General features: G+C 68.7%; 21 protein-coding genes. 13 read left to right on the top strand and 8 right to left on the bottom strand.

Annotation, left to right across the window (positions count from 1 at the left end):
• Window positions 1-15: 15 nt before the first annotated feature.
• The 5 genes from ACZ49B_RS17615 to ACZ49B_RS17595 form a co-directional block, all read right to left on the bottom strand.
• Window positions 16-999, bottom strand: a complete 984-nt coding sequence (locus tag ACZ49B_RS17615) for a PAC2 family protein (RefSeq protein ID WP_468306461.1) — start codon at window positions 997-999, stop codon at window positions 16-18.
• A gap of 127 nt (window positions 1,000-1,126) precedes the next feature.
• Window positions 1,127-2,734, bottom strand: a complete 1,608-nt coding sequence (locus tag ACZ49B_RS17610; protein WP_468306458.1) for a glycerol-3-phosphate dehydrogenase/oxidase — start codon at window positions 2,732-2,734, stop codon at window positions 1,127-1,129.
• Between the two features lie 37 nt (window positions 2,735-2,771).
• Window positions 2,772-4,298: a glycerol kinase GlpK gene (gene glpK / locus ACZ49B_RS17605; protein WP_468306455.1), complete on the bottom strand. Its 1,527-nt coding sequence runs from the start codon at window positions 4,296-4,298 to the stop codon at window positions 2,772-2,774.
• Window positions 4,299-4,373: 75 nt separating this feature from the next.
• Window positions 4,374-5,156, bottom strand: coding sequence for an MIP/aquaporin family protein (locus ACZ49B_RS17600; protein ID WP_468306452.1), 783 nt, complete (start codon window positions 5,154-5,156; stop codon window positions 4,374-4,376).
• Window positions 5,157-5,468: 312 nt separating this feature from the next.
• A complete protein-coding gene (locus tag ACZ49B_RS17595; protein WP_468306449.1) occupies window positions 5,469-6,236 on the bottom strand; it encodes an IclR family transcriptional regulator in 768 nt (255 codons plus the stop codon).
• Between the two features lie 252 nt (window positions 6,237-6,488).
• On the opposite strand from ACZ49B_RS17595, the gene metH reads away from it, so the two are divergent.
• From metH to ACZ49B_RS17575, 4 genes are all read left to right on the top strand, one after another.
• A complete protein-coding gene (gene metH / locus ACZ49B_RS17590) occupies window positions 6,489-10,001 on the top strand; it encodes a methionine synthase (RefSeq protein ID WP_468306446.1) in 3,513 nt (1,170 codons plus the stop codon).
• 114 nt (window positions 10,002-10,115) lie between these two features.
• A complete protein-coding gene (locus ACZ49B_RS17585; RefSeq protein WP_468306443.1) occupies window positions 10,116-10,817 on the top strand; it encodes an HAD family hydrolase in 702 nt (233 codons plus the stop codon).
• Between the two features lie 483 nt (window positions 10,818-11,300).
• Entirely contained in the window at window positions 11,301-12,908 is a 1,608-nt protein-coding gene (locus tag ACZ49B_RS17580) for an ABC transporter substrate-binding protein (RefSeq protein WP_468306441.1), read from the top strand.
• A gap of 81 nt (window positions 12,909-12,989) precedes the next feature.
• Window positions 12,990-14,573 (top strand): ABC transporter substrate-binding protein, encoded by a 1,584-nt coding sequence (locus ACZ49B_RS17575; protein ID WP_468306438.1) that lies wholly within the window; start codon window positions 12,990-12,992, stop codon window positions 14,571-14,573.
• 104 nt (window positions 14,574-14,677) lie between these two features.
• Here the strand turns inward: ACZ49B_RS17575 and ACZ49B_RS17570 are convergent, their stop codons facing one another.
• Window positions 14,678-15,352 carry a response regulator gene (locus ACZ49B_RS17570; RefSeq protein ID WP_468306435.1) on the bottom strand — a complete coding sequence of 225 codons (675 nt, stop codon included), beginning with the start codon at window positions 15,350-15,352 and terminating at the stop codon, window positions 14,678-14,680.
• Window positions 15,353-15,416: 64 nt separating this feature from the next.
• Complete coding sequence (locus tag ACZ49B_RS17565) at window positions 15,417-16,325, bottom strand: RecB family exonuclease (RefSeq protein WP_468306432.1); 909 nt, start codon at window positions 16,323-16,325, stop codon at window positions 15,417-15,419.
• Between the two features lie 187 nt (window positions 16,326-16,512).
• Between ACZ49B_RS17565 and ACZ49B_RS17560 the strand changes: the two genes are divergently transcribed.
• The 3 genes from ACZ49B_RS17560 (at window position 16,513) to ACZ49B_RS17550 (ending at window position 19,438) form a co-directional block, all read left to right on the top strand.
• Window positions 16,513-17,712 (top strand): site-2 protease family protein, encoded by a 1,200-nt coding sequence (locus ACZ49B_RS17560; RefSeq protein WP_468306429.1) that lies wholly within the window; start codon window positions 16,513-16,515, stop codon window positions 17,710-17,712.
• Between the two features lie 18 nt (window positions 17,713-17,730).
• A complete protein-coding gene (locus ACZ49B_RS17555) occupies window positions 17,731-18,627 on the top strand; it encodes a tRNA (adenine-N1)-methyltransferase (protein WP_030016358.1) in 897 nt (298 codons plus the stop codon).
• A gap of 208 nt (window positions 18,628-18,835) precedes the next feature.
• Window positions 18,836-19,438, top strand: a complete 603-nt coding sequence (locus ACZ49B_RS17550; protein WP_468306427.1) for a hypothetical protein — start codon at window positions 18,836-18,838, stop codon at window positions 19,436-19,438.
• Window positions 19,439-19,442: 4 nt separating this feature from the next.
• On the opposite strand, the gene ACZ49B_RS17545 is transcribed toward ACZ49B_RS17550, so the two are convergent.
• On the bottom strand, window positions 19,443-19,763 hold the full coding sequence (locus tag ACZ49B_RS17545) for a ferredoxin (protein ID WP_267000304.1): 321 nt from the start codon (window positions 19,761-19,763) through the stop codon (window positions 19,443-19,445).
• Window positions 19,764-20,028: 265 nt separating this feature from the next.
• On the opposite strand from ACZ49B_RS17545, the gene arc reads away from it, so the two are divergent.
• From arc to prcA, 6 genes are all read left to right on the top strand, one after another.
• Window positions 20,029-21,795 carry a proteasome ATPase gene (arc, locus tag ACZ49B_RS17540; RefSeq protein WP_468306423.1) on the top strand — a complete coding sequence of 589 codons (1,767 nt, stop codon included), beginning with the start codon at window positions 20,029-20,031 and terminating at the stop codon, window positions 21,793-21,795.
• Between the two features lie 248 nt (window positions 21,796-22,043).
• Window positions 22,044-23,555, top strand: coding sequence for a depupylase/deamidase Dop (gene dop / locus ACZ49B_RS17535; protein ID WP_468306420.1), 1,512 nt, complete (start codon window positions 22,044-22,046; stop codon window positions 23,553-23,555).
• 192 nt (window positions 23,556-23,747) lie between these two features.
• Window positions 23,748-23,960, top strand: coding sequence for a ubiquitin-like protein Pup (locus ACZ49B_RS17530; RefSeq protein ID WP_042803062.1), 213 nt, complete (start codon window positions 23,748-23,750; stop codon window positions 23,958-23,960).
• 272 nt (window positions 23,961-24,232) lie between these two features.
• Window positions 24,233-24,436: an endonuclease VII domain-containing protein gene (locus ACZ49B_RS17525; protein ID WP_468306742.1), complete on the top strand. Its 204-nt coding sequence runs from the start codon at window positions 24,233-24,235 to the stop codon at window positions 24,434-24,436.
• The gene (gene prcB / locus ACZ49B_RS17520; protein WP_030157189.1) at window positions 24,417-25,256 is read left to right on the top strand and encodes a proteasome subunit beta; all 840 of its coding nucleotides are present in this window, start codon (window positions 24,417-24,419) and stop codon (window positions 25,254-25,256) included. Before ACZ49B_RS17525 ends, prcB begins: the two co-directional genes overlap by 20 nt.
• Window positions 25,257-25,297: 41 nt before the next feature.
• Window positions 25,298-26,062 carry a proteasome subunit alpha gene (prcA, locus tag ACZ49B_RS17515; RefSeq protein ID WP_365955209.1) on the top strand — a complete coding sequence of 255 codons (765 nt, stop codon included), beginning with the start codon at window positions 25,298-25,300 and terminating at the stop codon, window positions 26,060-26,062.
• Window positions 26,063-26,095 lie beyond the last annotated feature (33 nt).

Here is a 26,095-nt window from a genome sequence, read left to right as displayed (position 1 = left end):
TTCCGCGCCGGCCGGCTACGCCTCGGGAGGCGTGTCGTCCTCGTCCGGGGCCTGCGGCTCCTCGCCCGACGGGTCCGGCTTGCGCTTCGGGGGGCGGGTCAGGCCGCTGCTCGTGTCACGGAGGTACGAGCCGTCGCCCGGCTCAGGCGAGGGGCCCGCCGGGTCGCGGCGGCGCAGGTACCGCTCGAATTCGCGGGCGATGGCGTCGCCCGACGCCTCCGGGAGGTCGGCGGTGTCACGCGCCTCCTCGAGCGTCTGGACGTACTCCGCCACCTCGCTGTCCTCCGCGGCCAGTTGGTCCACGCCGAGCTGCCACGCCCGCGCGTCCTCCGGGAGTTCGCCCAGCGGGATCCGGATGTCGATGAGATCCTCCAGCCGGTTCAGCAGGGCCAGCGTCGCCTTCGGGTTCGGCGGCTGGGACACGTAGTGCGGGACCGCCGCCCACAGGGACACCGCGGGCACCCCCGCGTGCGTACAGGCCTCCTGGAGGATGCCCACGATCCCGGTCGGGCCCTCGTACTTGGTCTCCTCCAGGTCCATCGTGCGCGCCAGGTCCGGGTCCGAGGTGACCCCGCTGACCGGCACCGGCCGCGTGTGCGGGGTGTCCCCGAGCAGCGCGCCCAGGATCACCACCATCTCCACGCCCAGTTCGTGCGCGAAGCCCAGGATCTCGTTGCAGAACGACCGCCACCGCATGGACGGTTCGATGCCCCGTACGAGGACGAGGTCACGCGGCTTCGCGCCGCCGATCCGGACCACCGACAGCCTCGTCGTCGGCCACGTGATCTTCCGTACCCCGTTGTCCAGCCACACCGTCGGCCGGTTGACCTGGAAGTCGTAGTAGTCCTCGGCGTCCAGCGCCGCGAAGACCTCGCCCTTCCACTCCCGGTCCAGGTGCGCGACCGCACCGGAGGCCGCGTCACCCGCGTCGTTCCAGCCCTCGAACGCGGCCACCATGACCGGGTCGATCAGCTCGGGCACGCCCTCAAGCTCGATCACCCAGGTCTCCTTCCGAAGTTCCCTTGCGTACGTGGGTCAGCCTAAGCCTTGAGACGACACCAGCCACAGCCCACGACAGAGGGGCGGTTCCCCTCGGAACCGCCCCTCTTCCCCACCTGCGTACGAGCTATGCCTTGCGGCTCAGCATCTCCTCGACCCGCGCGCGCACGGAGTCGTCGTCCAGGCCGCGGACCGTCACCGTGGTGCGCCGGCGCAGCACGTCGTCGACCGTCTCGGCCCACTCGTTGTCGCGGGCGTAGGCGACCTGTGCCCAGATCTCCGGGCCGTCCGGGTGGATCCGCTCGGCCAGCGCCGGGTCCTCGTTCGCGAGGCGCGCGATGTCGAAGGCCAGCGAGCCGTAGTGCGAGGCCAGGTGGCGGGCGGTGAGCGGGTCCATCCGCGTGCCGGGCTCGCGGTCCACCAGCAGGCGGTGCGCGACGGCGTTCGGGTTGGCGACACCGGGCAGCGGGACCCGGCGTACGAGCGACTTCACCGGCTCCATGTCGTCGGTGAGCGGGCTGCCGGGCAGCTTGGCCAGCTTGTCCATGACGACGCGGCCGATGTGGCGGTACGTCGTCCACTTGCCGCCGGCCACCGACAGCATGCCGCCGGCGCCCTCGGAGACGACCGTCTCGCGCTTGGCCTTCTCGACGCCGCCGGGGCCGCCGGGCAGCACCCGCAGGCCGGCGAAGGCGTACGTCATCAGCGAGCGGTCGAGGTCCGCGTCCTTCACCGAGAACGCGGCCTCGTCAAGGATCTGCTGGATGTCGGACTCGGTGGCGCGCACGTCCGCCGGGTCGCCCTCGTACACCTCGTCGGTGGTGCCGAGCAGCAGCTGGTCCTCCCACGGGAGGGCGAAGGTGATGCGGTACTTGTCGATCGGGGTGGCCATGGCGGCCTTCCACGGCGACTTGCGCTTCATGACGATGTGCGCGCCCTTGGAGAGGCGGATCGACGGCATCGAGTGCTTGTCTTCCATGCGCCGCAGGTGGTCCACCCACGGGCCGGTGGCGTTGAGCACGACGCGCGCGTCGACGCCGAACTCGGTGCCGTCCAGGCGGTCCTTGAGCTCGGCACCGGTGACCCGGCCGCGCGTCGTGCGCAGGCCGGTGACCTCGGCGTGGTTCAGGACGACGGCCCCCGACTCGACGGCCGCGCGGACCGTCATGACGGCGACGCGGGAGTCGTTCATCTGGTGGTCGTAGTAGACCGCGACGGCCTTCAGGTTGTCCGTCTTCAGGCCCGGGTTGTCGGCGGCGGCACGGGCCGGGGATATGACCTTGCCCATGCCGTCGCCGAACGCCGAGAGGGCGGAGTAGGCGAAGACGCCCGCGCCCAGCTTGGCCGCACCGACCGGTCCGCCCTTGTAGACCGGCAGGTAGAAGGTGAGCGGGTTGACCAGGTGCGGGGCCACGTCCTTGGCCAGCACCCGACGCTCGTGGTGGTTCTCGGCGACCAGCTTGACCGCGCCGGTCTGCAGGTAGCGCAAGCCGCCGTGGACGAGCTTGGAGGAGGCCGAGGAGGTGGCGCCGGCGAAGTCGCCGGCGTCCACCATGGCAACCCGCAGACCCGACTGCGCGGCGTGCCAGGCCACCGAGGTGCCCAGGATTCCACCGCCGATGACCAGCAGGTCGTACGTGGCCTTGGCCAGCTGCTCACGGGTCTCGGCGCGGCTCGCGTTCGAACCGGCGGTCGGGTGCGTGCCCAGAGTGGGGACGCTCTGCAGGCTGCTCATATCTCTTAGCTCCTCGTCGATTGACTCAGCTGGTGCGTCAGCTGGCGTCTTCGTCGTCGATCCAGCCCATGGACCGCTCGACGGCCTTGAGCCAGTTCTTGTACTCGCGGTCCCGCTGCTCGGCGGGCATCCGCGGGGTCCACTCCGCCGCGCGGCGCCAGTTGGCGCGCAGGGCGTCGGTGTCGGGCCAGAAGCCGACGGCCAGGCCGGCGGCGTAGGCGGCGCCGAGGCAGGTGGTCTCCGCGACCATGGGACGGACCACGGGGGCGTCCACGAAGTCGGAGAGGGTCTGCATCAGCAGGTTGTTGGAGGTCATGCCGCCGTCGACCTTGAGGGCCGCGAGCTCGACGCCCGAGTCCTTGGTCATGGCGTCGGTGATCTCGCGGGTCTGCCAGGCGGTGGCCTCCAGGACGGCACGGGCGATGTGCGCCTTGGTGACGTACCGGGTGAGGCCGGCGATCACACCGCGGGCGTCGGAGCGCCAGTACGGGGCGAACAGGCCGGAGAAGGCCGGCACGAAGTAGGCGCCGCCGTTGTCCTCGACCGAGAGCGCGAGGGTCTCGATCTCGGCCGCGGTCTTGATCATGCCCATCTGGTCGCGCATCCACTGGACGAGCGAGCCGGTGACGGCGATGGAGCCCTCCAGCGCGTAGACCGGCTTCTGGTCGCCGATCTTGTAGCCGACCGTGGTCAGCAGGCCGCTGTAGGAGTTGATGACCTTGTCGCCGGTGTTCATCAGCATGAACGTGCCGGTGCCGTACGTGGACTTGGCCTCGCCCTCGGCGAAACAGGTCTGGCCGAAGAGGGCGGCCTGCTGGTCACCGAGCGCCGAGGCGACCGGGACACCGGCGAGGACGCCGTCCTTGACGTGGCCGTAGACCTCGGCGGAGGACTTGATCTCGGGGAGGATGTCGAGCGGCACCTCCATGGACTCCGCGATCTTGGCGTCCCACTCCAGGGTGTGGAGGTTCATCAGCATGGTGCGCGAGGCGTTGGTGACGTCCGTGACGTGCACACCGCCCTCGGCGCCACCGGTGAGGTTCCAGATGACCCAGGAGTCCATGGTGCCGAAGAGGATGTCGCCTGCATCGGCGCGCTCGCGCAGGCCCTCGACGTTGTCGAGCAGCCAGCGGGCCTTCGGGCCGGCGAAGTAGCTCGCCAGCGGCAGGCCGGTCTCGCGGCGGAAGCGGTCCTGGCCGACGTTGCGGCCGAGCTCCTTGCAGAGGGCGTCGGTGCGGGTGTCCTGCCAGACCAGCGCGTTGTGCACCGGCTCACCGGTGTTCTTGTCCCACAGGACGGTGGTCTCGCGCTGGTTGGTGATGCCGATCGCCTTGACGTCGGCGGCGGTGATCTCGGCCTTGGCGATGGCCCCGGCGACGACCTCCTGGACGTTGGTCCAGATCTCGGTGGCGTCGTGCTCGACCCAGCCCGGCTTCGGGAAGATCTGCTCGTGCTCCTTCTGGTCGACGGCGACGATGCGGCCGTCGCGGTCGAAGACGATGCAGCGGGAGGAGGTGGTGCCCTGGTCGATCGCGGCGATGAAGGGGCCGGTGCTGCTGGTCATGTGGCTGCTCCTGGCAGGTCTAGGTAGGCGGAATCAGGTGGGCAGTGCGGATCTTGCGATACGTGCCGATGCTGATCAGGCGAACGCGATGTTGTACAGACCACCGGCGAGGGCGGCACCGGCGAGCGGGCCGACCACCGGGATCCAGGAGTATCCCCAGTCGGAGCCGCCCTTGTTGGGGAGCGGCAGCAGGGCGTGGACGATGCGCGGACCGAGGTCGCGGACCGGGTTGATGGCGTAGCCGGTCGGACCGCCGAGCGAGAGGCCGATGCCGACGACGACGAAGGAGGTGATGAGGACGCCGATGACGCCGAGGCCCTTGCCGTCGTCCTGGAGGCCCTGGGTCAGGATGGCCAGGACCAGGACGGCCGTACCGATGATCTCGGTCGCGAGGTTCTGGACGACGTTGCGGATCTCGGGGCCGGTGGAGAAGACACCGAGGACCGGACCGGCCTGGTCGTGCGGGTGCGGGTCCTCCGGGCCGAGCTTGGCGTCACGGATGTGCTCCGGGTCCGAGAGGTGCACCCGGAACTGTCCGTAGTACGTGACCCACATCAGGACCGCGCCGAGCATGGCGCCCAGCAGCTGTCCGGCGAAGTAGACCGGAACGTCGCTCCAGTCGCCGCTCTTGATGGCCAGGCCGACGGTGACCGCCGGGTTGAGGTGCGCACCGGAGAGCGGGGCGGACACGTAGGCGGCGATCAGAACGGCGAAACCCCAGCCGAAGGTGATCGCGAGCCAGCCTGCGTTCCGGGCCTTGGAACTCTTGAGGGTCACGGCGGCGCAGACGCCACCGCCGAGCAGGGTGAGCAGGGCGGTACCGATGGTCTCGCCGATGAAGATGTCGGAGGTGGACACCCGCGACTCCTTTGCCTTGCAGGGGTGGGCGGACACCGGGTCCCGTCCGGTGGTCCGCGCACTCGGTGAGTGGTTCACCGGTCCTTGGCCTTGCCACACCCTAACGCGTATTGCCGGTAGGTGTTCGACAATGCCGACCGATGAACGGCAGTTTTCCGCCCAAGTGAAGAACGCGTCAAGGGTCGGCCAGGCCAAAGTGTCGGATCGTTACCACTAGGTGCGATCAGCCAAACCCGGCCATCGGATGGCCGGGATATGGCGAAAAGAGGGCAGAAAGCGGCCAGGTAGTGGCTGAAAGCCGCTGGAAGGGGTCTAGAACCGGCCCGCGCCGAGGTCGCGTGAAACGGAGCGCGCACAGTCCCGTACGGACGCGACGAGGCTCGCCCGGGGCTCCCCGGACTCCCCGCAGACCCGCTCCACGGCACCCGCGACCGCCACCGCGCCCACCGGCATCCGGCGCCGGTCGTGGATCGGCGCCGCCACCGAGGCGATGCCGTCCCAGGTCTCCTCCACGTCCGCGGCCCAGCCGCGCGCCCGGGTCAGGTCGAGGACCTCCTCGAAGCCCGCGCCGTCCGTGACCGTCCGGGGGGTGAACGCCTCGCGCTCCGCCTCCAGTGCCTCCGTATGGGCGACCGGGTCGTAGGCCGACAGCACCTTGCCCAGGGCCGTCGAGTGCAGCGGCTGCATGGCCCCCACCTCCAGCACCTGACGGCTGTCGTCCGGACGGAACACGTGGTGCATGATCAGCACCCCGCTCTTGTGGAGTACGCCCACGTAGACGCTCTCGCCGCTCGCCCGGGCCAGATCATCCGTCCAGACCAGCGCACGGGCGCGCAGCTCGTGCACGTCCAGATAGCTGTTGCCCAGGCGCAGCAGCTCCGCGCCCAGCTGGTACCGGCCCGAGGCGGGGTCCTGCTCCACGAAGCCCTCGGCCTGCAGCGTGCGCAGGATCCCGTGGGCCGTGCCCTTGGCCAGGCCCAGGGAACTGGCCACGTCCGAAAGACCCAGCCGGCGCTCGCCGCCTGCCAGGAGTCGCAGCATCGCAGCGGCTCGTTCGAGCGACTGGATGTTCCGTGCCATCGCGCAGCCTCCTGCTGACGTAGTTCGACAATGCTGAACAGTATCGGTCGATGTCGACCTTGTGCACGGTTGGGCAACTGTTCACGCCTCCGTCGACCAGGACACCCCTGGAAGACCCTCGCGCACAGAATGCAGTCCGCCACGTGGGACGCCCCCACCGGGGTTGGTGCCGCGCGGTTACCCTGACCGCGTGCACCCTTGACACAGCAAGGGTGCAAAGCCGACAGCCGTCGCATCCCAGGGAGCTCAACCATGGCCTCGTTGCCGAACCCGCCCGCCGACACCCAGACCAGGGCCGACGCCCTCCGAGAGGCGCTCGCGACCCGCGTGGTCGTCGCCGACGGAGCCATGGGAACGATGCTCCAGGCGCAGGACCCCTCGATGGAGGACTTCCAGCAGCTGGAAGGCTGCAACGAGGTCCTGAACGTCACCCGTCCCGACATCGTGCGCACGGTCCACGACGCGTACTTCGCGGTGGGCGTGGACTGCGTCGAGACGAACACCTTCGGTGCGAACTTCGCGGCACTCGCCGAGTACGACATTCCCGAACGCAACTTCGAGTTGTCCGAGTCCGGCGCCCGGATCGCCCGCGAGGTCGCCGACGAGTACACCGCGAAGAGCGGACAGCAGCGCTGGGTCCTCGGATCCATGGGCCCCGGCACCAAGCTGCCCACCCTCGGCCACATCGACTACGCGACGATCCGCGACGCCTACCAGGTCAACGCCGAGGGCCTGATCTCCGGCGGGGCCGACGCCCTGCTCGTCGAGACCACCCAGGACCTCCTGCAGACCAAGTCCTCCATCATCGGCGCCCGGCGCGCGATGGAGGCGCTCGGCGTCTCCGTCCCGCTCATCTGCTCGGTGACCGTCGAGACCACCGGCACCATGCTCCTCGGCTCCGAGATCGGCGCCGCGCTCACCGCGCTGGAGCCGCTCGGCATCGACATGATCGGCCTGAACTGCGCCACCGGCCCCGCCGAGATGAGCGAGCACCTGCGCTACCTGGCGCGGCACTCGCGCATCCCGCTCTCCTGCATGCCGAACGCCGGCCTGCCCGTCCTCGGCAAGAACGGCGCGCACTACCCGCTGTCCGCCCCCGAGCTCGCCGACGCCCAGGAGACCTTCGTCCGCGAGTACGGTCTCTCCCTCGTCGGCGGCTGCTGCGGTACGACCCCGGAGCACCTGCGCCAGGTCGTCGAGCGGGTCCGCGCCCTGGACCCGGCCGTCCGCGAGCCCCGGCCGGAGCCCGGCGCGTCCTCGCTCTACCAGACGGTGCCGTTCCGGCAGGACACCTCGTACATGGCGATCGGCGAGCGGACGAACGCGAACGGGTCGAAGAAGTTCCGCGAGGCCATGCTCGAGGCCCGCTGGGACGACTGCGTCGAGATGGCCCGCGACCAGATCCGCGAGGGCGCGCACATGCTCGACCTGTGCGTGGACTACGTGGGCCGCGACGGCGTCGCCGACATGAAGGAGCTCGCCGGCCGGTTCGCGACGGCCTCGACGCTGCCGATCGTCCTGGACTCCACCGAGGTTCCCGTCATCCAGGCCGGCCTGGAGAAGCTCGGCGGCCGCGCCGTCATCAACTCCGTCAACTACGAGGACGGCGACGGCCCGGAGTCGCGTTTCGCCAAGGTCACCCGACTGGCCCAGGAGCACGGCGCCGCGCTGATCGCGCTGACCATCGACGAGGAGGGCCAGGCCCGCACCGCCGAGCACAAGGTCGCCATCGCCGAACGGCTGATCGACGACCTGACCGGCAACTGGGGCATCAACGAGTCGGACATCCTCATCGACACCCTGACCTTCACGATCTGCACCGGTCAGGAGGAGTCCCGGGGCGACGGCATCGCCACCATCGAGGCGATCCGCGAGCTCAAGCGCCGCCACCCGGACGTCCAGACCACGCTCGGCCTGTCGAACATCTCCTTCGGCCTGAACCCGGCCGCCCGTGTCCTGCTGAACTCGGTCTTCCTCGACGAGTGCGTCAAGGCGGGCCTGGACTCGGCGATCGTCCACGCGAGCAAGATCCTGCCCATCGCCCGGTTCGACGACGAGCAGGTGAACACCGCCCTCGACCTGGTCTACGACCGCCGCGCCGAGGGCTACGACCCGCTGCAGAAGCTGATGGCCCTCTTCGAGGGCGTCAACACCAAGTCGCTGAAGGCCGGCCGCGCCGAGGAGCTCATGGCGCTGCCCCTGGACGAGCGGCTCCAGCGCCGCATCATCGACGGCGAGAAGAACGGCCTGGAGGCCGACCTCGACGAGGCGCTCCAGACCCGTCCGGCCCTGGACATCGTCAACGACACCCTGCTGGAGGGCATGAAGGTCGTCGGTGAGCTGTTCGGTTCCGGCCAGATGCAGCTGCCGTTCGTCCTGCAGTCCGCCGAGGTCATGAAGACCGCGGTCGCCTACCTCGAGCCGCACATGGAGAAGACCGACGACGAGGGCAAGGGCACGATCGTCCTCGCCACCGTCCGCGGCGACGTCCACGACATCGGCAAGAACCTCGTCGACATCATCCTCACGAACAACGGCTACAACGTCGTCAACATCGGCATCAAGCAGCCGGTCTCCGCGATCCTGGAGGCCGCGCAGGAGCACAGGGCCGACGTCATCGGCATGTCCGGACTGCTCGTGAAGTCGACCGTGATCATGAAGGAGAACCTGGAGGAGCTCAACCAGCGCAAGCTGGCGGCCGACTACCCGGTCATCCTCGGCGGCGCCGCCCTGACCCGCGCCTACGTCGAACAGGACCTCCACGAGATCTACGAGGGCGAGGTCCGCTACGCCCGCGACGCCTTCGAGGGCCTGCGCCTGATGGACGCCCTGATCGCCGTCAAGCGCGGTGTGCCGGGCGCCTCCCTGCCCGAGCTGAAGCAGCGCCGGGTGGCCAAGCGGGACACCCCGGCCCTCCAGGTGGAGGAGCCCGAGGAGCCGGGCGGCCGCTCCGACGTCGCGATCGACAACCCGGTCCCGGCCCCGCCGTTCTGGGGCACCCGCGTGGTCAAGGGCATCCCGCTCAAGGACTACGCCTCCTGGCTGGACGAGGGCGCCCTGTTCAAGGGCCAGTGGGGCCTCAAGCAGGCCCGCGCCGGCGGCGCCACGTACGAGGAGCTCGTCGAGAGCGAGGGCCGGCCGCGGCTGCGCGGCCTCCTCGACAAGCTGCACACCGAGAACCTGCTCGAGGCCGCGGTGGTCTACGGGTACTTCCCCTGCGTGTCCAAGGGCGAGGACCTGATCATCCTCGACGACGACGGGAACGAGCGGACCCGCTTCACCTTCCCGCGCCAGCGCCGCGGCCGCCGCCTGTGCCTCGCCGATTTCTTCCGCCCGGAGGAGTCCGGCGAGACCGACGTGGTCGGCCTCCAGGTGGTCACCGTCGGGTCGAAGATCGGCGAGGCCACGGCCAAGCTGTTCGAGTCCGACTCCTACCGCGAGTACCTGGAGCTGCACGGCCTGTCGGTGCAGCTCGCCGAGGCCATGGCCGAGTACTGGCACGCCCGCGTCCGCGCCGAGCTCGGCTTCGGCGGCGAGGACCCGGCCGCCGTGGAAGACATGTTCGACCTGAAGTACCGCGGCGCCCGCTTCTCGCTCGGCTACGGCGCCTGCCCCGACCTGGAGGACCGCGCCAAGATCGCCGACCTCCTCCAGCCGGAGCGGATCGGGGTCCACCTCTCCGAGGAGTTCCAGCTCCACCCGGAGCAGTCCACCGACGCGATCGTCATTCACCACCCCGAAGCGAAGTATTTCAACGCACGCTGACGCGGACCGACGTACACTTGTCGGTCCCATACAGGCCGGTCGCCTGTTCCCCCGGGGGATGCCCCATGGGGAAGAGGCGGCCGGCCTTCTCGTCCCCCGAGAGAGGTGTGCCGGATGACCAGCACCGTTCCCGCCCCCGTCGCCCGTACGGCCGACGGGCATGCCCTGCAGGCGGTGCTGCTCGACATGGACGGCACCCTCGTCGACACCGAGGGTTTCTGGTGGGAGATCGAGGTGGGCGTCTTCGGCGAGCTCGGTCACCGGCTCGACGAGGCCTGGCGCGACATCGTCGTCGGCGGGCCCATGACCCGCAGTGCCGCCTTCCTCATCGAGTCCACCGGCGCCGCCATCACCCTTTCGGAGCTGAGCGTCCTGCTCAACGAGCGCTTCGAGGCGCGGATCGCCGACCAGGTCCCCCTGATGCCCGGCGCCGAGCGGCTGCTGGCCGAGCTGGCCCGGCACAACGTGCCCACCGCCCTCGTCTCCGCCTCGCACCGCCGCGTCATCGACCGGGTGCTGCGCACCCTGGGCCCCGAGCGGTTCGCGCTGAGCGTGGCCGGCGACGAGGTGCCCCGCACGAAGCCGCACCCCGACCCCTACCTGCTCGCCGCCCGCACCCTCGGCGCGCACCCCTCGCGCTGCGCGGTCATCGAGGACACCGCGACGGGCGTGGCCGCTGCCGAGGCGGCCGGCTGCCGGGTCGTGGCCGTTCCTTCCGTCGGCGTCATCCAGCCCGCCCCGGGCCGTACGATCGTCCGCTCGCTGGAGGACGTGGACCTTCCGTTCCTGCGCTCCCTCATCACTCCGATGAACTGATCGCACACGCTCGGTGCCGAACGGAACGACCGCCGGATCGAGGTGCCGCGGAAGGATCTTCCGTTCCATGGCCCGGAGGCTGAAATTCCATCCTTTCCCTGGCGGTCGTCGCGGGTGACCTTTGTCACGCGCCAAGGTCCCTACGGACCTGTCCGGAGCCTCGGAAACCTTCCCTTGTGTCCGGATTGATCAGCTCCTGACCGAATCTGCGGTGACTCCCACATAGACAGGCAGTCCGCACCCATCACCGTGCGATTACGTCCCAAGTCCTGCCAGTTCAAGCCATCCCGTCCCAGGCCACTAATGTCGACGCGGGCACTACGCCGCACCTCTGCTGACCCGGACACACACCCCATTCGTGCCGGGACCGCGTGGACCGATCGTCACAACACCGGCCCGATCGTTCCGCCCTGAACGGGCGACCGCCGCGAAGTGCCCTTTACGCCGCTTTGAGCAAGTGCCGGTCAAGGGAGTACTTCCAGCATGAACCGCAAGACCCTGGTGCTGACGGCTGCGGCCGGACTGCTCACCCCCACGCTCGCCGCATGCGGCAGCACGAGCGGAGGCGGAGCAGGATCCGGAGCGATCGTCGTCGGCACCACCGACCGGTTCGAGGCAGCCGACTACGCTCCCGCACCGTTCGACCCGGCCTACGCCTACGACGCCGGCGCCTGGAACGTCCTGCGGCAGACCGTCCAGACGCTGATGCACACCCCCCGCGGCGGCGGCCAGCCCGTCCCTGAAGCAGCCTCCGACTGCCGCTTCACCGACACCGGCAACGAGAGCTACCGCTGCACCCTGCGGCCCGACCTCAAGTTCGCGAACGGCGAGCCGCTCACCGCGAAGGACGTCAAGTTCTCCATCGAGCGCGTCCTCGCCATCAAGGACGAGAACGGCCCCTCCTCGCTGCTCTCCACCGTCGACACCGTCGAGGTGAAGGCCGCCGACACCGTCGTCTTCCACCTGAAGACCCCCGACGCGACCTTCCCGCAAAAGCTCTCCACCCCCGCCGCCGGCATCGTGAGCGAGAAGAACTACGACGCCAAGAAGCTCCGCGAGGGCTTCTCCGTCGACGGCTCCGGCCCGTACACGATGAAGGCCGAGGTCAAGGACAACCACCTCGTCCGCGCCGTCTTCAGCAAGAACCCGCACTACAAGGGCGACCTCAAGCTGCAGAACGACAAGGTCGAACTGCGCACCTTCGCCGACTCCGCGGCCATGGGCAACGCACTCACCGGCGGGTCCATCCAGATGGTCTCCCGCACCCTCTCGCCCGCCCAGATCTCCGAGTTCGCCGCCAAGCCGCCCAAGGGCGTCAAGCTGGTCCCGATGCCCGGCCTGGAGATCCGCTACATCGGCTTCAACACCGAGGCCCCGGCCGTCAAGGACAAGGCCGTACGCCAGGCCATCGCCGCCGCCGTCGACCGCAACGCGATCATCGACAAGGTCTACGGCAAGTCCGCGCAGCCCCTGTACTCGCTGGTCCCCACCACCCTGACGGGCCACGTCAACTCCTTCTTCAACAAGTACGGCGAGGCCAACACCGCGAAGGCCGCCGACCTGCTGAAGAGCGCCGGGATCAAGACCCCGGTCAAGCTGACGCTGAACTACACCAAGGACCACTACGGCGACGGCACGGCCACCGAGTTCGAAACCCTGAAGAACCAGCTGAACTCCACCCAGCTGTTCGACGTCACCGTCCAGGGCTCCGACTGGTCCGACTTCCGGCCCGCGCAGAAGAAGGGCGACTACGCCGCCTACGGGCTCGGCTGGTTCCCCGACTACCCCGACGCGGACAACTTCCTCGCTCCCTTCCTGGAGCAGGACAACTTCCTGGGCACGCCGTACGCCAACGCCGCGGTGCGCACCAAGCTCATCCCCGAATCCCGGCGCGCCGTCGACCGCGACGTCGCCGTCCCCGCGATCACGGAGATGCAGGACATCGTCGCCGAGGACGTGCCCGTCCTGCCGCTGTGGCAGGGCAAGCAGTACGTCGCCGCACGCGACGGGATCACCGGAGTGGAGTGGTCGGTCAACGCCATCTCCGACCTCCAGCTGTGGGAACTCGGCCGCGGTGTCGTCAGCGGCTGAGACCGGCAGCAACCGGCAGCAACCGGCGGCGGGTGTCGCAGGCCGGCGGAACGAAACAGTGAGACTGTGAAGGACGTTCGCGTGAATCGACGTAACCAGTGGTTGGCGGCCCCGCTCGGCGCAGCCACCGCCGCCGCGCTGCTCAGCGGTTGCGGTTCGACCGGCAGCCCCACCGCCGGCGGCGGCAAGGGTGTGGTCATGGGCATATCCGACAAGGTGAAGTCCACCGACCCCGCATCGGGTTACGACCCGGGGTCCTGGCTGCTCTTCAACAACGTCTTCCAGTCCCTGCTGAGCTTCCCCAAGGGCGGCACCACCCCCGAGCCCGACGCCGCCCAGGCCTGCAACTTCGAAGGCGGCGACAGCAAGCTCTACAAGTGCACCCTGCGCACCGGCCTGAAGTTCAGCAACGGCCACGCCCTCACCTCGAAGGACGTCAAGTTCTCCTTCGAGCGCACGCTGAAGATCAATGACGCCAACGGGCCCTCCGTGATGCTGTCGTCGATCGCCGGCATCGACACCCCCGACGACAAGACCGTCGTCTTCCGCCTCAAGACGTCCGACGCGACCTTCCCCAGCAAGATCGCATCGGGCGCGGGCTCCATCGTCGACCACAGCGAATACCCGGCCGACAAGCTCCGCACCGACGGCAAGGCCGTCGGCTCCGGCGTCTACAAGCTGGACTCGATGAACGAGAAGAGCGCCAGCTTCTCCGTCAACGACTCCTACAGCGGCAAGGCCAAGGCCAAGAACACCGGCGTCACCCTCAAGTTCTTCAACGAGGACCAGGCCGCCCTCAAGAAGGTCCTGGAAAGCGGCGAGGTCGACTTCGCCTTCCGCGGCCTCGCCGCCAAGGACATCGCGAGCCTGTCCTCCACCAAGACCGGGGACCACAAGGTCGAGGTCGTCCAGGGCACCGGCGCCGAAGTCGAGCACCTCGTCTTCAACATGAACGACCCGGTCGCCGGAAAGCTCCCCGTCCGCAAGGCCATCGCCTACCTCGTCGACCGCGAAGCGCTCGTCAAGGACGTCTACGACGGCACCGCGACCTCGCTCTACTCGATCGTCCCGGCCGGCATCGGCTCCCACAACACCGCCTTCTTCGACCGCTACGGCGGCAGCCCGCAGCCGAAGAAGGCCGAAGCCGTCCTGCGCGCCGCGGGCATCAAGGACAAGGTGAAGATCACCCTGTACTCGACGCCCACCCGCTACGGCCCCTCCACGGACCAGGAATTCCAGCTCATCGCCAAGCAGCTCAACGACAGCGGACTCTTCGAGGCCGACGTCAAGTCCGTCGAGTTCGGGCAGTACGAGAAGGACATCCAGGACGGCAAGTACGGCGTGTACGTCAAGGGCTGGGTCCCCGACTACCCGGACGCCGACAACTTCACGCAGCCGTTCTTCGGCCCGGACAACGTCCTGCACAACAACTACGACAACAAGGAGATCACCGGGACCATCATCCCGTCGACCTCCACGAAGTCCGACCGCACCGCGGCCACCGTCGACTACAACCGCCTCCAGGACATCGTCGCCGACGAGGTCCCGCTCCTCCCGCTCTGGCAGGGCAAGCAGTACGCCGTCACCCGCCAGAACGTGACGGGCCTTCAGTGGTCGCTCGACGCCTCCACCGTCTTCCGCTTCTGGGAGATCAGCAAGGGCTGACCCCTACCCGGTACGGCAAAGGGGCCGGCAGCCGCACCATGCGGCTGCCGGCCCCTTCGGCCGCTCCCGGCAGGCTTCCGGCCCGCGTGCTGCGCCCGGCGGCGCTACTGCCCGGCGCCGGGGCGCACCAGACCGCTCTCGTACGCGTACACCGCCGCCTGGACCCGGTCGCGCAGGCCCAGCTTCGTCAACACGTGCCCCACATGCGTCTTCACCGTCGTCTCGCTCACGAACAGGTCCGCCGCGATCTCCGCGTTCGACAGGCCCCGCGCCACCAGCTTCAGCACCTCGACCTCCCGCTCGGTCAACGTCCCCAAGGTGTCCGGCACGCTGTCCTCGCCCGACGGCAAGTGGCCCGCGTACTTGTCCAGCAGCCGCCGCGTGATGCTCGGCGCCAGCATCGCCTCGCCGCCCGCCACCACCCGGATCGCCTGCACCAGCTCAATGGCCGGCGCATCCTTCAGCAGGAACCCGCTCGCCCCCGCCCGCAGCGCCTCCACCACGTACTCGTCCAGATCGAACGTCGTCAGCACGAGCACCTTCGCCGGCCCGTCCCGGCCCGGACCGGTGATCTGCCGCGTCGCCTCCACCCCGTCCATCCGGGGCATCCGGATGTCCATCAGCACCACATCGGGCTGCAGCGCCCGCACCTGGTCCAGCGCCTGCAGACCGTCCCCGGCCTCCCCGACGACCGCCAGGTCCTGTTCGGCCTCCAGGATCATCCGGAAGCCGGTGCGCAGCAGCGGCTGGTCGTCGACCAGTAGGACGCGGATCGCCACAGGTGTACCTCGTATTCGTACGGCGGCATCGACGGACGCCGCCCATTCTGCCCTGATCGGCCCGTCAGGATTCCTCGGGGCGGCCCGCCCCTTCCCCCGCCCCCGGCCTCGGGATGATCATCAGAGGATAGGCCGGGGGAGTCCCCCCGAACTCCGGACACACCGCCCGGTGGTCACACCAGCCGCACAGCTTCGTCGGCCGCGGCCGCCACTCACCCGTCTCCGTCGCCTCCTTGATGGCCTCCCACAGCGCCAGCAGCTTGCGCTCCACCCGCTCCAGATCCGCGACCACCGGGTCGTACGTCAGCACGTCCCCACTGCCCAGGTACACCAGCTGCAGCCGCCGCGGCACCACCTGCTTCAGCCGCCACACCACCAGCGCATAGAACTTCATCTGGAACAGCGCACCCTCGGCGTACTCCGGCCGCGGCGCCTTGCCCGTCTTGTAGTCGACGATCCGCACCTCGCCCGACGCAGCCACGTCCACCCGGTCGATGATCCCGCGCAGCCGCAGCCCCGACTCCAGCTCCGTCTCCACGAAGAACTCCCGCTCCACCGGCTCCAGCCGCGTCGGGTCCTCCAGCGTGAACCACCGCTCCACCAGGGCCTCGGCCTCCGTCAGCCAGCGCGCCAGCCCCGCCCCCTCGTCCCCCGCCGGGAACAGCTCCACCAGCTCCGGCTTCGACTCCAACAGCCGGCCCCACTGCCCCGGAACCAGCGCCTTCGCCCGCGGCGCCGTCCGCTCCGCCGCCGGATGGTCGAACAGCCGCTCCAGCACCGCATGCACCAGCGTGCCCCGCGTCGCCGCCGCGCTCGGCTTCTCCGGCAGCTTGTCGATCACCCGGAACCGGTACAGCAGCGGGCACTGCATGAAATCGCTCGCCCGCGAAGGGGACAGCGAAGAAGGCGCCACAGCGCTCGGCGCTGCATCGGCATCGGCTGCGCCAGGAACCGGACCGGGGCTCGTCGTCATGGACAAAACCCTACGACCCGCCACCGACAGCGCGCGCATACCATCGACGCCGGGCCCCCTCGCACTGCATGATCGGAGCATCACACCGCGCCACCACGCACCCCGCCCCGCACCGACCGTGCACCTGAACCACACTGAAAGCACCGCCGGCCGCACCCCGCCGGACAGCACCGAACGAAGGACACCCGTGGCAGACACCGACGAAACCGGCGAGCGCGCAGCCAAGCGCCCCGGACCGGGCGGCGGCATCCTCATGGGCCGCCCCTTCGGCGTCCCCGTCTACGTCTCGCCCAGCTGGTTCCTCGTCGCCGCCCTCATCACCTGGGTCTTCGGCGACCAGCTCGACCGCGTCCTGCCCGACCTCGGCCCCGCCCGCTACCTCGTCTCCCTCTTCTTCGCCGTCGCCTTCTACGCCTCCGTCCTCGTCCACGAACTCGCCCACACCGTCGCCGCCCTCCGCTTCAAACTCCCCGTGCGACGCATCCAGCTCCAGTTCTTCGGCGGAGTCTCCGAGATCGAGAAGGAATCCGAGACCCCCGGCCGCGAATTCGTCCTCGCCTTCGTCGGCCCCCTCCTCTCCCTCCTCCTCGCCGGCGCCTTCTACCTCGGCATGGAACGCGTCGACCCCGCCAGCGTCCCCGGCGTCCTCCTCGCCGGCCTGATGATCTCCAACCTGCTCGTCGCCGCCTTCAACCTGCTCCCCGGCCTCCCCCTCGACGGCGGCCGCATGCTCCGCGCCGTCATCTGGGGCATCACCGGCAAACCCATGACCGGCACCGTCGCCGCCGCCTGGGTCGGCCGCGCCCTCGCCGTCGCCGTCCTCCTCGGCCTCCCGATGATCACCCACACCGGCATCCTCGGCCCGGGCACCGACGACATCGGCGGCATGAACACCGTCATGGACGCCCTGCTCGCCGCGATCCTCGCCGCCATCATCTGGACCGGCGCCGGAAACAGCCTGCGCATGGCCCGCCTGCGCGAACACCTCCCCGAACTGCGCGCCCGCACCCTCACCCGCCGCGCCGTCCCCGTCGAGAACACCACCCCCCTCTCCGAGGCCCTGCGCCGCGCCAACACCCACGGCGCCCGCGCCATCGTCATCGTCGACGGCCACGGCAACCCCCTCTCCATCGTCCGCGAAACCGCCATCGCCTCCGTCCCCGAACACCGCCGCCCCTGGGTCGACGTCAGCACCCTCGCGCAAGAGCTCACCGACGGAATGAAGGTTTCAGCGGACCTCGCCGGCGAAGAACTCCTCGACCACCTCCGCGCCACCCCCGCCACCGAGTACCTCGTACTCGAACCCGGCGGCGAGATCTACGGCGTCCTGTCCACCCTCGACGTCGAGAAGGCCTTCGTGAAGGCCATGGCGCGGCCCCAGTCCTGAAGCCAATACACTGGTCACATGTCCGAACCGACCGGTGCCGCCCGCCGACGCGGGCCCTTCGAGGTCGGGGACCAGGTTCAGCTCACCGACCCCAAGGGCCGCCACTACACGTTCACGCTCGAAGCCGGGAAGAATTTCCACACCCACAAGGGTTCCTTCCCGCACGACGAGCTGATCGGTGCTCCCGAGGGCAGTGTTGTCCGTACCACGGGGAACGTCGCGTACCTCGCGCTGCGCCCCCTGCTCCCCGACTATGTCCTGTCCATGCCCCGCGGTGCCGCCGTGGTCTACCCCAAGGACGCAGGCCAGATCCTGGCCTTCGCCGACATCTTCCCCGGCGCTCGCGTCGTCGAAGCAGGCGTCGGCTCCGGCTCCCTGAGCAGCTTCCTGCTGCGCGCCATCGGCGACCAGGGCATGCTCCACAGCTACGAGCGCCGCGCGGACTTCGCCGAGATCGCCACCGCCAACGTCGAGCGCTACTTCGGCGGCCCCCACCCCGCGTGGCAGCTGACCGTCGGCGACCTCCAGGACAACTTGTCCGACACCGACGTCGACCGCGTGATCCTCGACATGCTCGCCCCCTGGGAATGCCTGGAGGCCGTCTCCAAGGCCCTCGTCCCCGGCGGCATCCTCTGCTGCTACGTGGCCACCACCACCCAGCTGTCCAAGACCGTCGAGTCCATCCGCGAGATCGGCTGCTTCGCCGAACCGCAGCCCTGGGAATCGATGATCCGCAACTGGCACGTCGAAGGCCTCGCCGTCCGCCCGGACCACCGGATGATCGGCCACACCGGCTTCCTCGTCACCGCCCGTCGCCTCGCCGACGGCGTCGAGCCCCCCATGCGCCGCCGCCGCCCCGCCAAGGGCGCGTACGGCGAGGACTACGACGGACCCGGCAGCGACCGGTCCGCATAGAGAACGGCACGGCGACCGAGGCCGCCCGGCCCCAGCCAACACCAAGGCGCTGTGGCGCAGTTCCCCGAACGATCCGGGAACTGCGCCACAGCGCCTTTTCGTTGTCCGGCACACCGGCCCAGCCGACGCGGACCCGGCCGTTCCACCCCGGTGTGAGGTGTGGCACGATGCTGGCTCCCCGTCACCGTTCGCACAGGAGACACCCCGCGTGCCGCACCGCCCCTCCGAGCTGACGCCGACACTGGAAACCCTCGCGCACAACAGCGCGGGGCCCCTCCACTGGCTCGCCACGGCCACCGCCATGGCCGCCGTCGTGGCCGCCGCGGGATTCGTCCAGCCGGACGCGGCCGCCACCGGCCGCTCCACGGCCCCCGCAAACGGCCCCCACGCCTCCCAGGCCGCCGCACCCGACCCGGCCGCAGTCGGCTACCCCCTGGACTGCAAGGGCCTCCCCGTGGCCGTCACGGCCACCGCCCAAGGGGACCTCGACGGCGACGGCCGCCCCGAAACCGTCGCCGCCGTCCGCTGCGACGCCGGTTCCGGCACCCCGCCCCACGCGATCTACGTACTCACCCAGGACAAGACCCCCGGCGCCGCACCCAGGGTCGTCGCCACCCTCCTCGAGGCCGGAAAACGACAGACCGCCACCGATCTCACGATCCGCGACGGAGTCGTCACCGCCAGTCTCCTCGGCTACTCCTCACCCGAGGTACCGCGCTACAGTCCCGACCTGAAACAGCTCGCCAAGTGGCGCTGGAGCGGCGGAAAATTCCGCCAGGAGCTGACGAACTCAGACGCCAGGAGTGTTTGAACCGTCACTCCGCGTCCGGGCCGTACACCTCGACCCTGTCCGAAACACGCCTCACGTGGATGCAGTCACCCGGGCACTCCTTCGCCGAGTCCACCACGTCCTGCAACAGCGTCAGAGGAACCGGAGTGGTCGCCCCCGCGTCCACCAGCAGCTCGTCCTCCGGGCTCTTCACGTACGCCAGACCATCGATGTCCAGCTCGAACACCTCCGGCGCGTACTGGACGCAGATCCCGTCACCGGTGCAGAGGTCCTGGTCGATCCAGACCTCCAGCGGCTCGCCGGCCTGCCCACCGCCGCCCGCGGAAGCCTCCTGCTGCACGGTCATATCTCCTGCCGTTCCCTGCGCTCAGTGATCCGTTTCCGCCACCGGCCCGCGGCAAGTCGCGCGAGCCCTGACGGGTGTTGAACAGTTCGACCTTACAACCGGCCGCTTTCCGATGTTGATGGGTGGGTATTTCCTTGGCGTGAGGGAGTACGCAAGGGTGAAGATCGGACACACCCCTACCGTCTTTGTGATCTAGGGGTTTCAATCACCACCAGCCCAGGTAGGGTCAGGAAGCGTCCAGCTCCCCTTGGAGGAGGTGAGGACCGTGGCAGCCCACGACGACGACAACAACCGCGGCATCCGGCCGGGGCGAGGGTCTGAGGACCCCGCCGGCCAGGTTGCCTATCTCGAGCAGGAAATCGCCGTCCTGCGACGTAAGCTCGCCGACTCTCCGCGACACACGAGGATTCTCGAAGAGCGGATCGTCGAGCTCCAGACAAACCTGGCCGGCGTCTCCGCACAAAACGAGCGACTGGCAAATACGCTCCGTGAGGCCCGCGACCAGATCGTTGCACTCAAAGAAGAAGTCGACCGGCTCGCACAGCCGCCGGCCGGCTTCGGTGTCTTCCTTCAGGCGAACGAAGACGGCACCGTCGACATCTTCACCGGCGGCCGAAAGCTCCGCGTGAACGTCAGCCCCAGCGTCGAACCGGAAGACCTCCGGCGCGGCCAGGAGGTCATGCTCAACGAGGCCCTCAACGTGGTCGAGGCCATGGAGTTCGAACGGGCCGGGGACATCGTCACCCTCAAGGAAATCCTCGAGGACGGCGAGCGCGCCCTGGTGGTCGGGCACACCGACGAGGAAAGGGTGGTGAGGCTCGCCGAGCCGCTCCTGGACATCACCATCCGCCCCGGCGACGCCCTCCTGCTCGAACCCCGCTCCGGCTACGTCTACGAGGTCGTCCCCAAGAGCGAGGTCGAAGAACTCGTCCTCGAAGAGGTCCCCGACATCGACTACAGCAAGATCGGCGGCCTGGGCGACCAGATCGAGCTGATCCGCGACGCGGTCGAGCTCCCGTACCTCTACCCCGACCTCTTCAAAGAGCACGAACTGCGGCCCCCCAAGGGCATCCTGCTCTACGGCCCCCCCGGCTGCGGCAAGACGCTCATCGCCAAGGCCGTGGCCAACTCCCTTGCCAAGAAGGTCGCCGAGGTGACCGGCCAGCCCGCCGGGAAGTCCTACTTCCTGAACATCAAGGGCCCCGAACTCCTCAACAAGTACGTCGGCGAGACCGAGCGGCACATCCGCCTCGTCTTCCAGCGTGCCCGGGAGAAGGCGAGCGAGGGCACCCCCGTCATCGTCTTCTTCGACGAGATGGAATCCCTCTTCCGCACCCGCGGATCCGGAGTCAGCTCGGACGTGGAGAACACCATCGTCCCCCAGCTGCTCGCCGAGATCGACGGCGTGGAAGGCCTGGAGAACGTCATCGTCATCGGCGCCTCCAACCGCGAGGACATGATCGACCCGGCCATCCTGCGCCCCGGCCGGCTCGACGTGAAGATCAAGATCGAGCGCCCCGACGCCGAAGCCGCCAGGGACATCTTCGCCAAGTACCTCAAGGCCTCGCTGCCGCTCCACAGCGACGACCTCACCGAGCACTCCGGCTCGCCCGAGGTCGCCGTCCACAGCATGATCCAGACCGTCGTCGAGCAGATGTACGCCGAAACCGAGGAGAACCGCTTCCTTGAGGTCACGTACGCCAACGGCGACAAGGAAGTCCTCTACTTCAAGGACTTCAACTCCGGCGCCATGATCCAGAACATCGTGGACCGTGCCAAGAAGATGGCCATCAAGGCCTTCCTCGAGCACAACCAGAAGGGCCTTCGCGTCGCCCACCTCCTCCAGGCTTGCGTGGACGAGTTCAAGGAGAACGAAGACCTGCCCAACACCACCAACCCGGACGACTGGGCCCGTATCTCCGGAAAGAAGGGCGAGCGGATCGTCTTCATCCGCACCCTCGTCACCGGAAAGCAGGGCGCAGACACCGGGCGCTCCATCGACACGGTGGCAAACACCGGTCAGTACCTCTGATCAAACAGGGCGGCTGCGGATGCCCTCACCGGGCACCCGCAGCCGACTGCTTTACCGACTGCTCTTTTCAGCCGGTGACGGGGCGAAGTCAATGACTGAAATGATCTCCCCACCAGCGCGGAGTGGTTCTAGGCTCTTCCGTACCGCCGGTCGCGCAGTGCGGGGACGGGCACCGCACACGCACCGGAGCACCAGCGGTACTTGAGCGCCGCTCCCGAACGGGAGCGCCGCCGGGCAAGGAGGGCCGCATGACCGTACGGCGAGTAATGGGAATCGAGACGGAGTACGGGATCTCCGTCCCGGGCCACCCGAACGCCAATGCCATGCTCACCTCGTCCCAGATCGTCAACGCCTACGCGGCGGCGATGCACCGGGCGCGACGCGCCCGCTGGGACTTCGAGGAGGAGAATCCGCTGCGGGACGCCCGCGGCTTCGACCTCGCCCGCGAGGCCGCCGACAACAGCCAGCTCACCGACGAGGACATCGGCCTCGCCAACGTCATCCTCACCAACGGCGCACGGCTCTACGTCGACCACGCGCACCCCGAATACAGCTCCCCGGAGATCACCAACCCGCTCGACGCCGTCCTCTGGGACAAGGCCGGCGAACGGATCATGGCCGAGGCGGCCGTACGGGCCGCCCAGCTCCCCGGAGCCCAGCCCATCCACCTCTACAAGAACAACACCGACAACAAGGGCGCCTCCTACGGCACGCACGAGAACTACCTGATGAAGCGGGAAACCCCCTTCTCGGAGATCGTGCGCCACCTCACGCCCTTCTTCGTCTCCCGCCAGGTCGTCACGGGCGCCGGCCGCGTCGGCATCGGCCAGGACGGCCGCGAGCACGGCTTCCAGATCAGCCAGCGCGCGGACTACTTCGAAGTCGAGGTCGGCCTCGAGACCACCCTCAAGCGCCCCATCATCAACACCCGCGACGAGCCGCACTCGGACGCCGAGAAGTACCGCCGCCTGCACGTGATCATCGGCGACGCCAACCTCTCCGAGATCTCGACGTACCTCAAGCTCGGCACCACCGCCCTCGTGCTCTCCATGATCGAGGACTCCTTCATCAACGTCGACCTGGCCGTGGACCAGCCCGTGCGCACCCTGCACCAGGTCTCCCACGACCCCGACCTGCACCACCTCATCACGCTGCGCAGCGGCCGCACCCTGACCGCCGTGCAACTCCAGATGGAGTACTTCGAGCTGGCCAGGAAGTACGTGGACGAGCGTTTCGGCTCCGACGCCGACGAGCAGACCAAGGATGTGCTGGTCCGCTGGGAGGACGTGCTCGGCCGGCTCGAGAGCGACCCGATGAGCCTGTCGGGAGAGCTCGACTGGATCGCGAAGCGCGAGATCCTCGAGGGCTACCGCAGGCGCGACGGCCTCGACTGGGACGCGGCCCGGCTCCACCTGGTGGACCTCCAGTACGCGGACGTACGGCCCGAGAAGGGCCTGTACAACCGCCTGGTGGCCCGCGGCAAGATGAAGCGGCTGGTGGAGGAGCCGGCGGTGGAGCGCGCCCAGGGCAAGCCGCCGGAGGACACCCGGGCGTATTTCCGGGGCCGGTGCCTGGAGCAGTACGCGGACGACGTCGCCGCGGCCTCGTGGGACTCGGTGATCTTCGACCTCCCGGGCCGCGACTCCCTCCAGCGCGTCCCGACGCTGGAACCCCTGCGGGGTACCCGCAAGCACGTGAAGGAGCTCCTGGACCGCTGCCGCACGGCGGAGGACCTGGTGCGGGTGCTCAGCGGGAACTGAGTTCTTCGGTGTACCGGAGGGGGCCTGAAAAGGTCCCTGTCCGGGAATCATGGGAACACCCGGACGTTATGAAAGTGCGGGGACGAATGCCGGACCCTCCTTGTAGGGTCCGACGTAGGGTCTGATCTTGGGAGAGGTCCCGATCCGGGGCCTTTCCACGTGAGCGTGCGAACCGAGCGGGGTGAGGTAGACATGGCGACCAAGGACACCGGCGGCGGACAGCAGAAGGCGACTCGCTCGACTGAAGAGGTCGAAGAGCAGGCCGCAGAGGCACAGTCCGACCTCAAGGAACGACAGGAAAAGCTCTCCGACGACGTCGACTCGGTACTTGACGAGATTGACGATGTACTCGAAGAGAATGCCGAGGACTTCGTGCGTTCCTTCGTTCAAAAAGGTGGCCAGTAGTCCCTGTTTGCCTTCGAATCGAAGGTAACGGTGGGGGATGGTCAGCCCGGAGCCGACGAAGCCGTGCGCCCGGTGCGGTGAGGAGAAGCCGCATCGGGCGTTCGCTCCCAAGCGGGCCAATCTGGACGGCCTGCAACGGCGCTGTCGCGCTTGCGGTGCCGAGTCTCACCGCAAGCGCCTTGGCGACGCGTTGCGAGGCGTGCCGTGCCCTGGAAAGCCGAGCCGGCCATCTGAAGCGTTCCTACGGCATCACTGAAGCTGAGCGCGAACAGATGATCGCAACCCAAGGCGGCGTGTGCATCATCTGTCTGAGAGCTCCGGCCACACAGGTTGATCATTGTCATCGGACGGGTAGGGTCCGTGGCGTACTTTGCTTCAACTGCAACTCAGGCCTCGGGCTGTTGAAAGACAACCCCGACCGGATCCGTCGGGCAGCCGTATATTTGGAGGGAACGCGTGGAAGCCAACACTCGTAGCACGGGGCGGCTGCCGGCAGCCTTCCTGACGCCGGGGTCCTCGTCCTTCATGGACTTCCTCGGGGCGCACTCGCCCGAGATGCTGCCGGGGAACCGGAAGCTGCCCGAAGGCGTTGTCGAGGCGCCGCACGGGACGACCATCGTGGCGACGACGTTCCCCGGCGGGGTCGTGCTCGCCGGTGACCGGCGGGCGACCATGGGGAACATGATCGCGCAGCGGGACATCGAGAAGGTGTTCCCGGCCGACGAGTACTCCGCGGTGGGCATCGCGGGCACGGCCGGCCTGGCCGTGGAGATGGTGAAGCTGTTCCAGTTGGAGCTGGAGCACTTCGAGAAGGTGGAGGGGGCGACCCTGAGCCTCGAGGGCAAGGCGAATCGGCTCTCCACCATGATCCGGAGCAACCTCGGGATGGCCATGCAGGGGCTGGCCGTCGTACCGCTCTTCGCGGGGTGGGACGAGGGCAAGGAGAAGGGCCGGATCTTCTCCTACGACGTGACCGGCGGCCGCTCCGAGGAGCACGGCTTCGCCGCCACCGGTTCCGGCTCGATCTTCGCGCGCGGCTCCATGAAGAAGCTGTACCGCCCCGATCTGACGGAGGAGCAGGCCACCACCCTCGTCGTGCAGGCGCTGTACGACGCTGCCGACGACGACTCGGCGACCGGTGGGCCGGACCTGTACCGCCACATCTATCCCATCGTCACCGTCATCACCGACGAGGGTTTCCGCAGGCTGACGGACGAGGAGTCTCAGGAACTCGCCCGCAGCGTCACCAACCGGCGGCTCGAGCAGCCCGACGGGCCGCGCGCGGCCCTGCTCTGACCAGTCCTCCTCGTCGCCCAGAAGAAAGGGACGGATAACCGGTGTCGACTCCGTTCTACGTCTCACCCCAGCAGGCCATGGCCGACCGGGCGGAATACGCCCGGAAGGGCATCGCCCGGGGTCGCAGCCTTGTCGTGATTCAGTACGCCGACGGCATCGTGTTCGTCGGCGAGAACCCGTCCCGTGCGCTGCACAAGTTCAGCGAGATCTACGACCGGATCGGCTTCGCGGCCGCCGGCAAGTACAACGAGTACGAGAACCTGCGGATCGGTGGTGTGCGTTACGCGGATCTGCGTGGATACACGTACGACCGTGACGATGTGACGGCCCGTGGGCTGGCCAACGTCTATGCGCAGACGTTGGGCACGATCTTCTCGAGTGCCGGTGAGAAGCCGTACGAGGTGGAGTTGGTCGTGGCCGAGGTGGGTGCGACGGCCGCGGGTGACCAGATCTACCGGCTGCCGCACGACGGTTCGATCGTGGACGAGCACGGTTCGGTCGCGGTCGGTGGCAACGCCGAGCAGATCAGTACGTACCTGGATCAGCGTCACCGGGACGGGATGACGCTGTCCGAGGCGCTGAAGCTGGCGGTGCAGGCGCTGTCCAGTCAGGCGAACGGTGCGGACAAGGCGATTCCGGCGGAGCGGCTGGAGGTTGCGGTGCTGGACCGGACGCGGGCTCAGCAGCGGAAGTTCAAGCGGATCCGTGGCCGGCAGCTGTCGCGGCTGCTGGAGGCGGATGTCACGGCGGCCGTGCAGGCCGATGCCGTTTCGAACGACGAGGCTCCCGAGGACGATTCCGAGTAGATGCGCATGGAGCGGCGCCCCCGGCCATTTCGG

The sequence above is a fragment of the Streptomyces sp. NPDC031132 genome, from assembly GCF_055570595.1.
This window is presented reverse-complemented; position numbering and strand designations above follow the sequence as displayed.

Excerpts from the sequence above, each read along its gene's own strand:
- ACZ49B_RS17585 (WP_468306443.1), top strand. The coding sequence starts at position 10,116 with ATGACCAGCACCGTTCCCGCCCCCGTCGCCCGTACGGCCGACGGGCAT.
- ACZ49B_RS17525 (WP_468306742.1), top strand. The coding sequence starts at position 24,233 with ATGATCGCAACCCAAGGCGGCGTGTGCATCATCTGTCTGAGAGCTCCG.
- ACZ49B_RS17530 (WP_042803062.1), top strand. The coding sequence starts at position 23,748 with ATGGCGACCAAGGACACCGGCGGCGGACAGCAGAAGGCGACTCGCTCG.
- ACZ49B_RS17580 (WP_468306441.1), top strand. The coding sequence starts at position 11,301 with ATGAACCGCAAGACCCTGGTGCTGACGGCTGCGGCCGGACTGCTCACC.
- ACZ49B_RS17610 (WP_468306458.1), bottom strand. The coding sequence starts at position 2,734 with ATGAGCAGCCTGCAGAGCGTCCCCACTCTGGGCACGCACCCGACCGCC.
- dop (WP_468306420.1), top strand. The coding sequence starts at position 22,044 with ATGACCGTACGGCGAGTAATGGGAATCGAGACGGAGTACGGGATCTCC.
- ACZ49B_RS17565 (WP_468306432.1), bottom strand. The coding sequence starts at position 16,325 with ATGACGACGAGCCCCGGTCCGGTTCCTGGCGCAGCCGATGCCGATGCA.
- glpK (WP_468306455.1), bottom strand. The coding sequence starts at position 4,298 with ATGACCAGCAGCACCGGCCCCTTCATCGCCGCGATCGACCAGGGCACC.
- metH (WP_468306446.1), top strand. The coding sequence starts at position 6,489 with ATGGCCTCGTTGCCGAACCCGCCCGCCGACACCCAGACCAGGGCCGAC.
- ACZ49B_RS17555 (WP_030016358.1), top strand. The coding sequence starts at position 17,731 with ATGTCCGAACCGACCGGTGCCGCCCGCCGACGCGGGCCCTTCGAGGTC.
- ACZ49B_RS17545 (WP_267000304.1), bottom strand. The coding sequence starts at position 19,763 with ATGACCGTGCAGCAGGAGGCTTCCGCGGGCGGCGGTGGGCAGGCCGGC.
- ACZ49B_RS17595 (WP_468306449.1), bottom strand. The coding sequence starts at position 6,236 with ATGGCACGGAACATCCAGTCGCTCGAACGAGCCGCTGCGATGCTGCGA.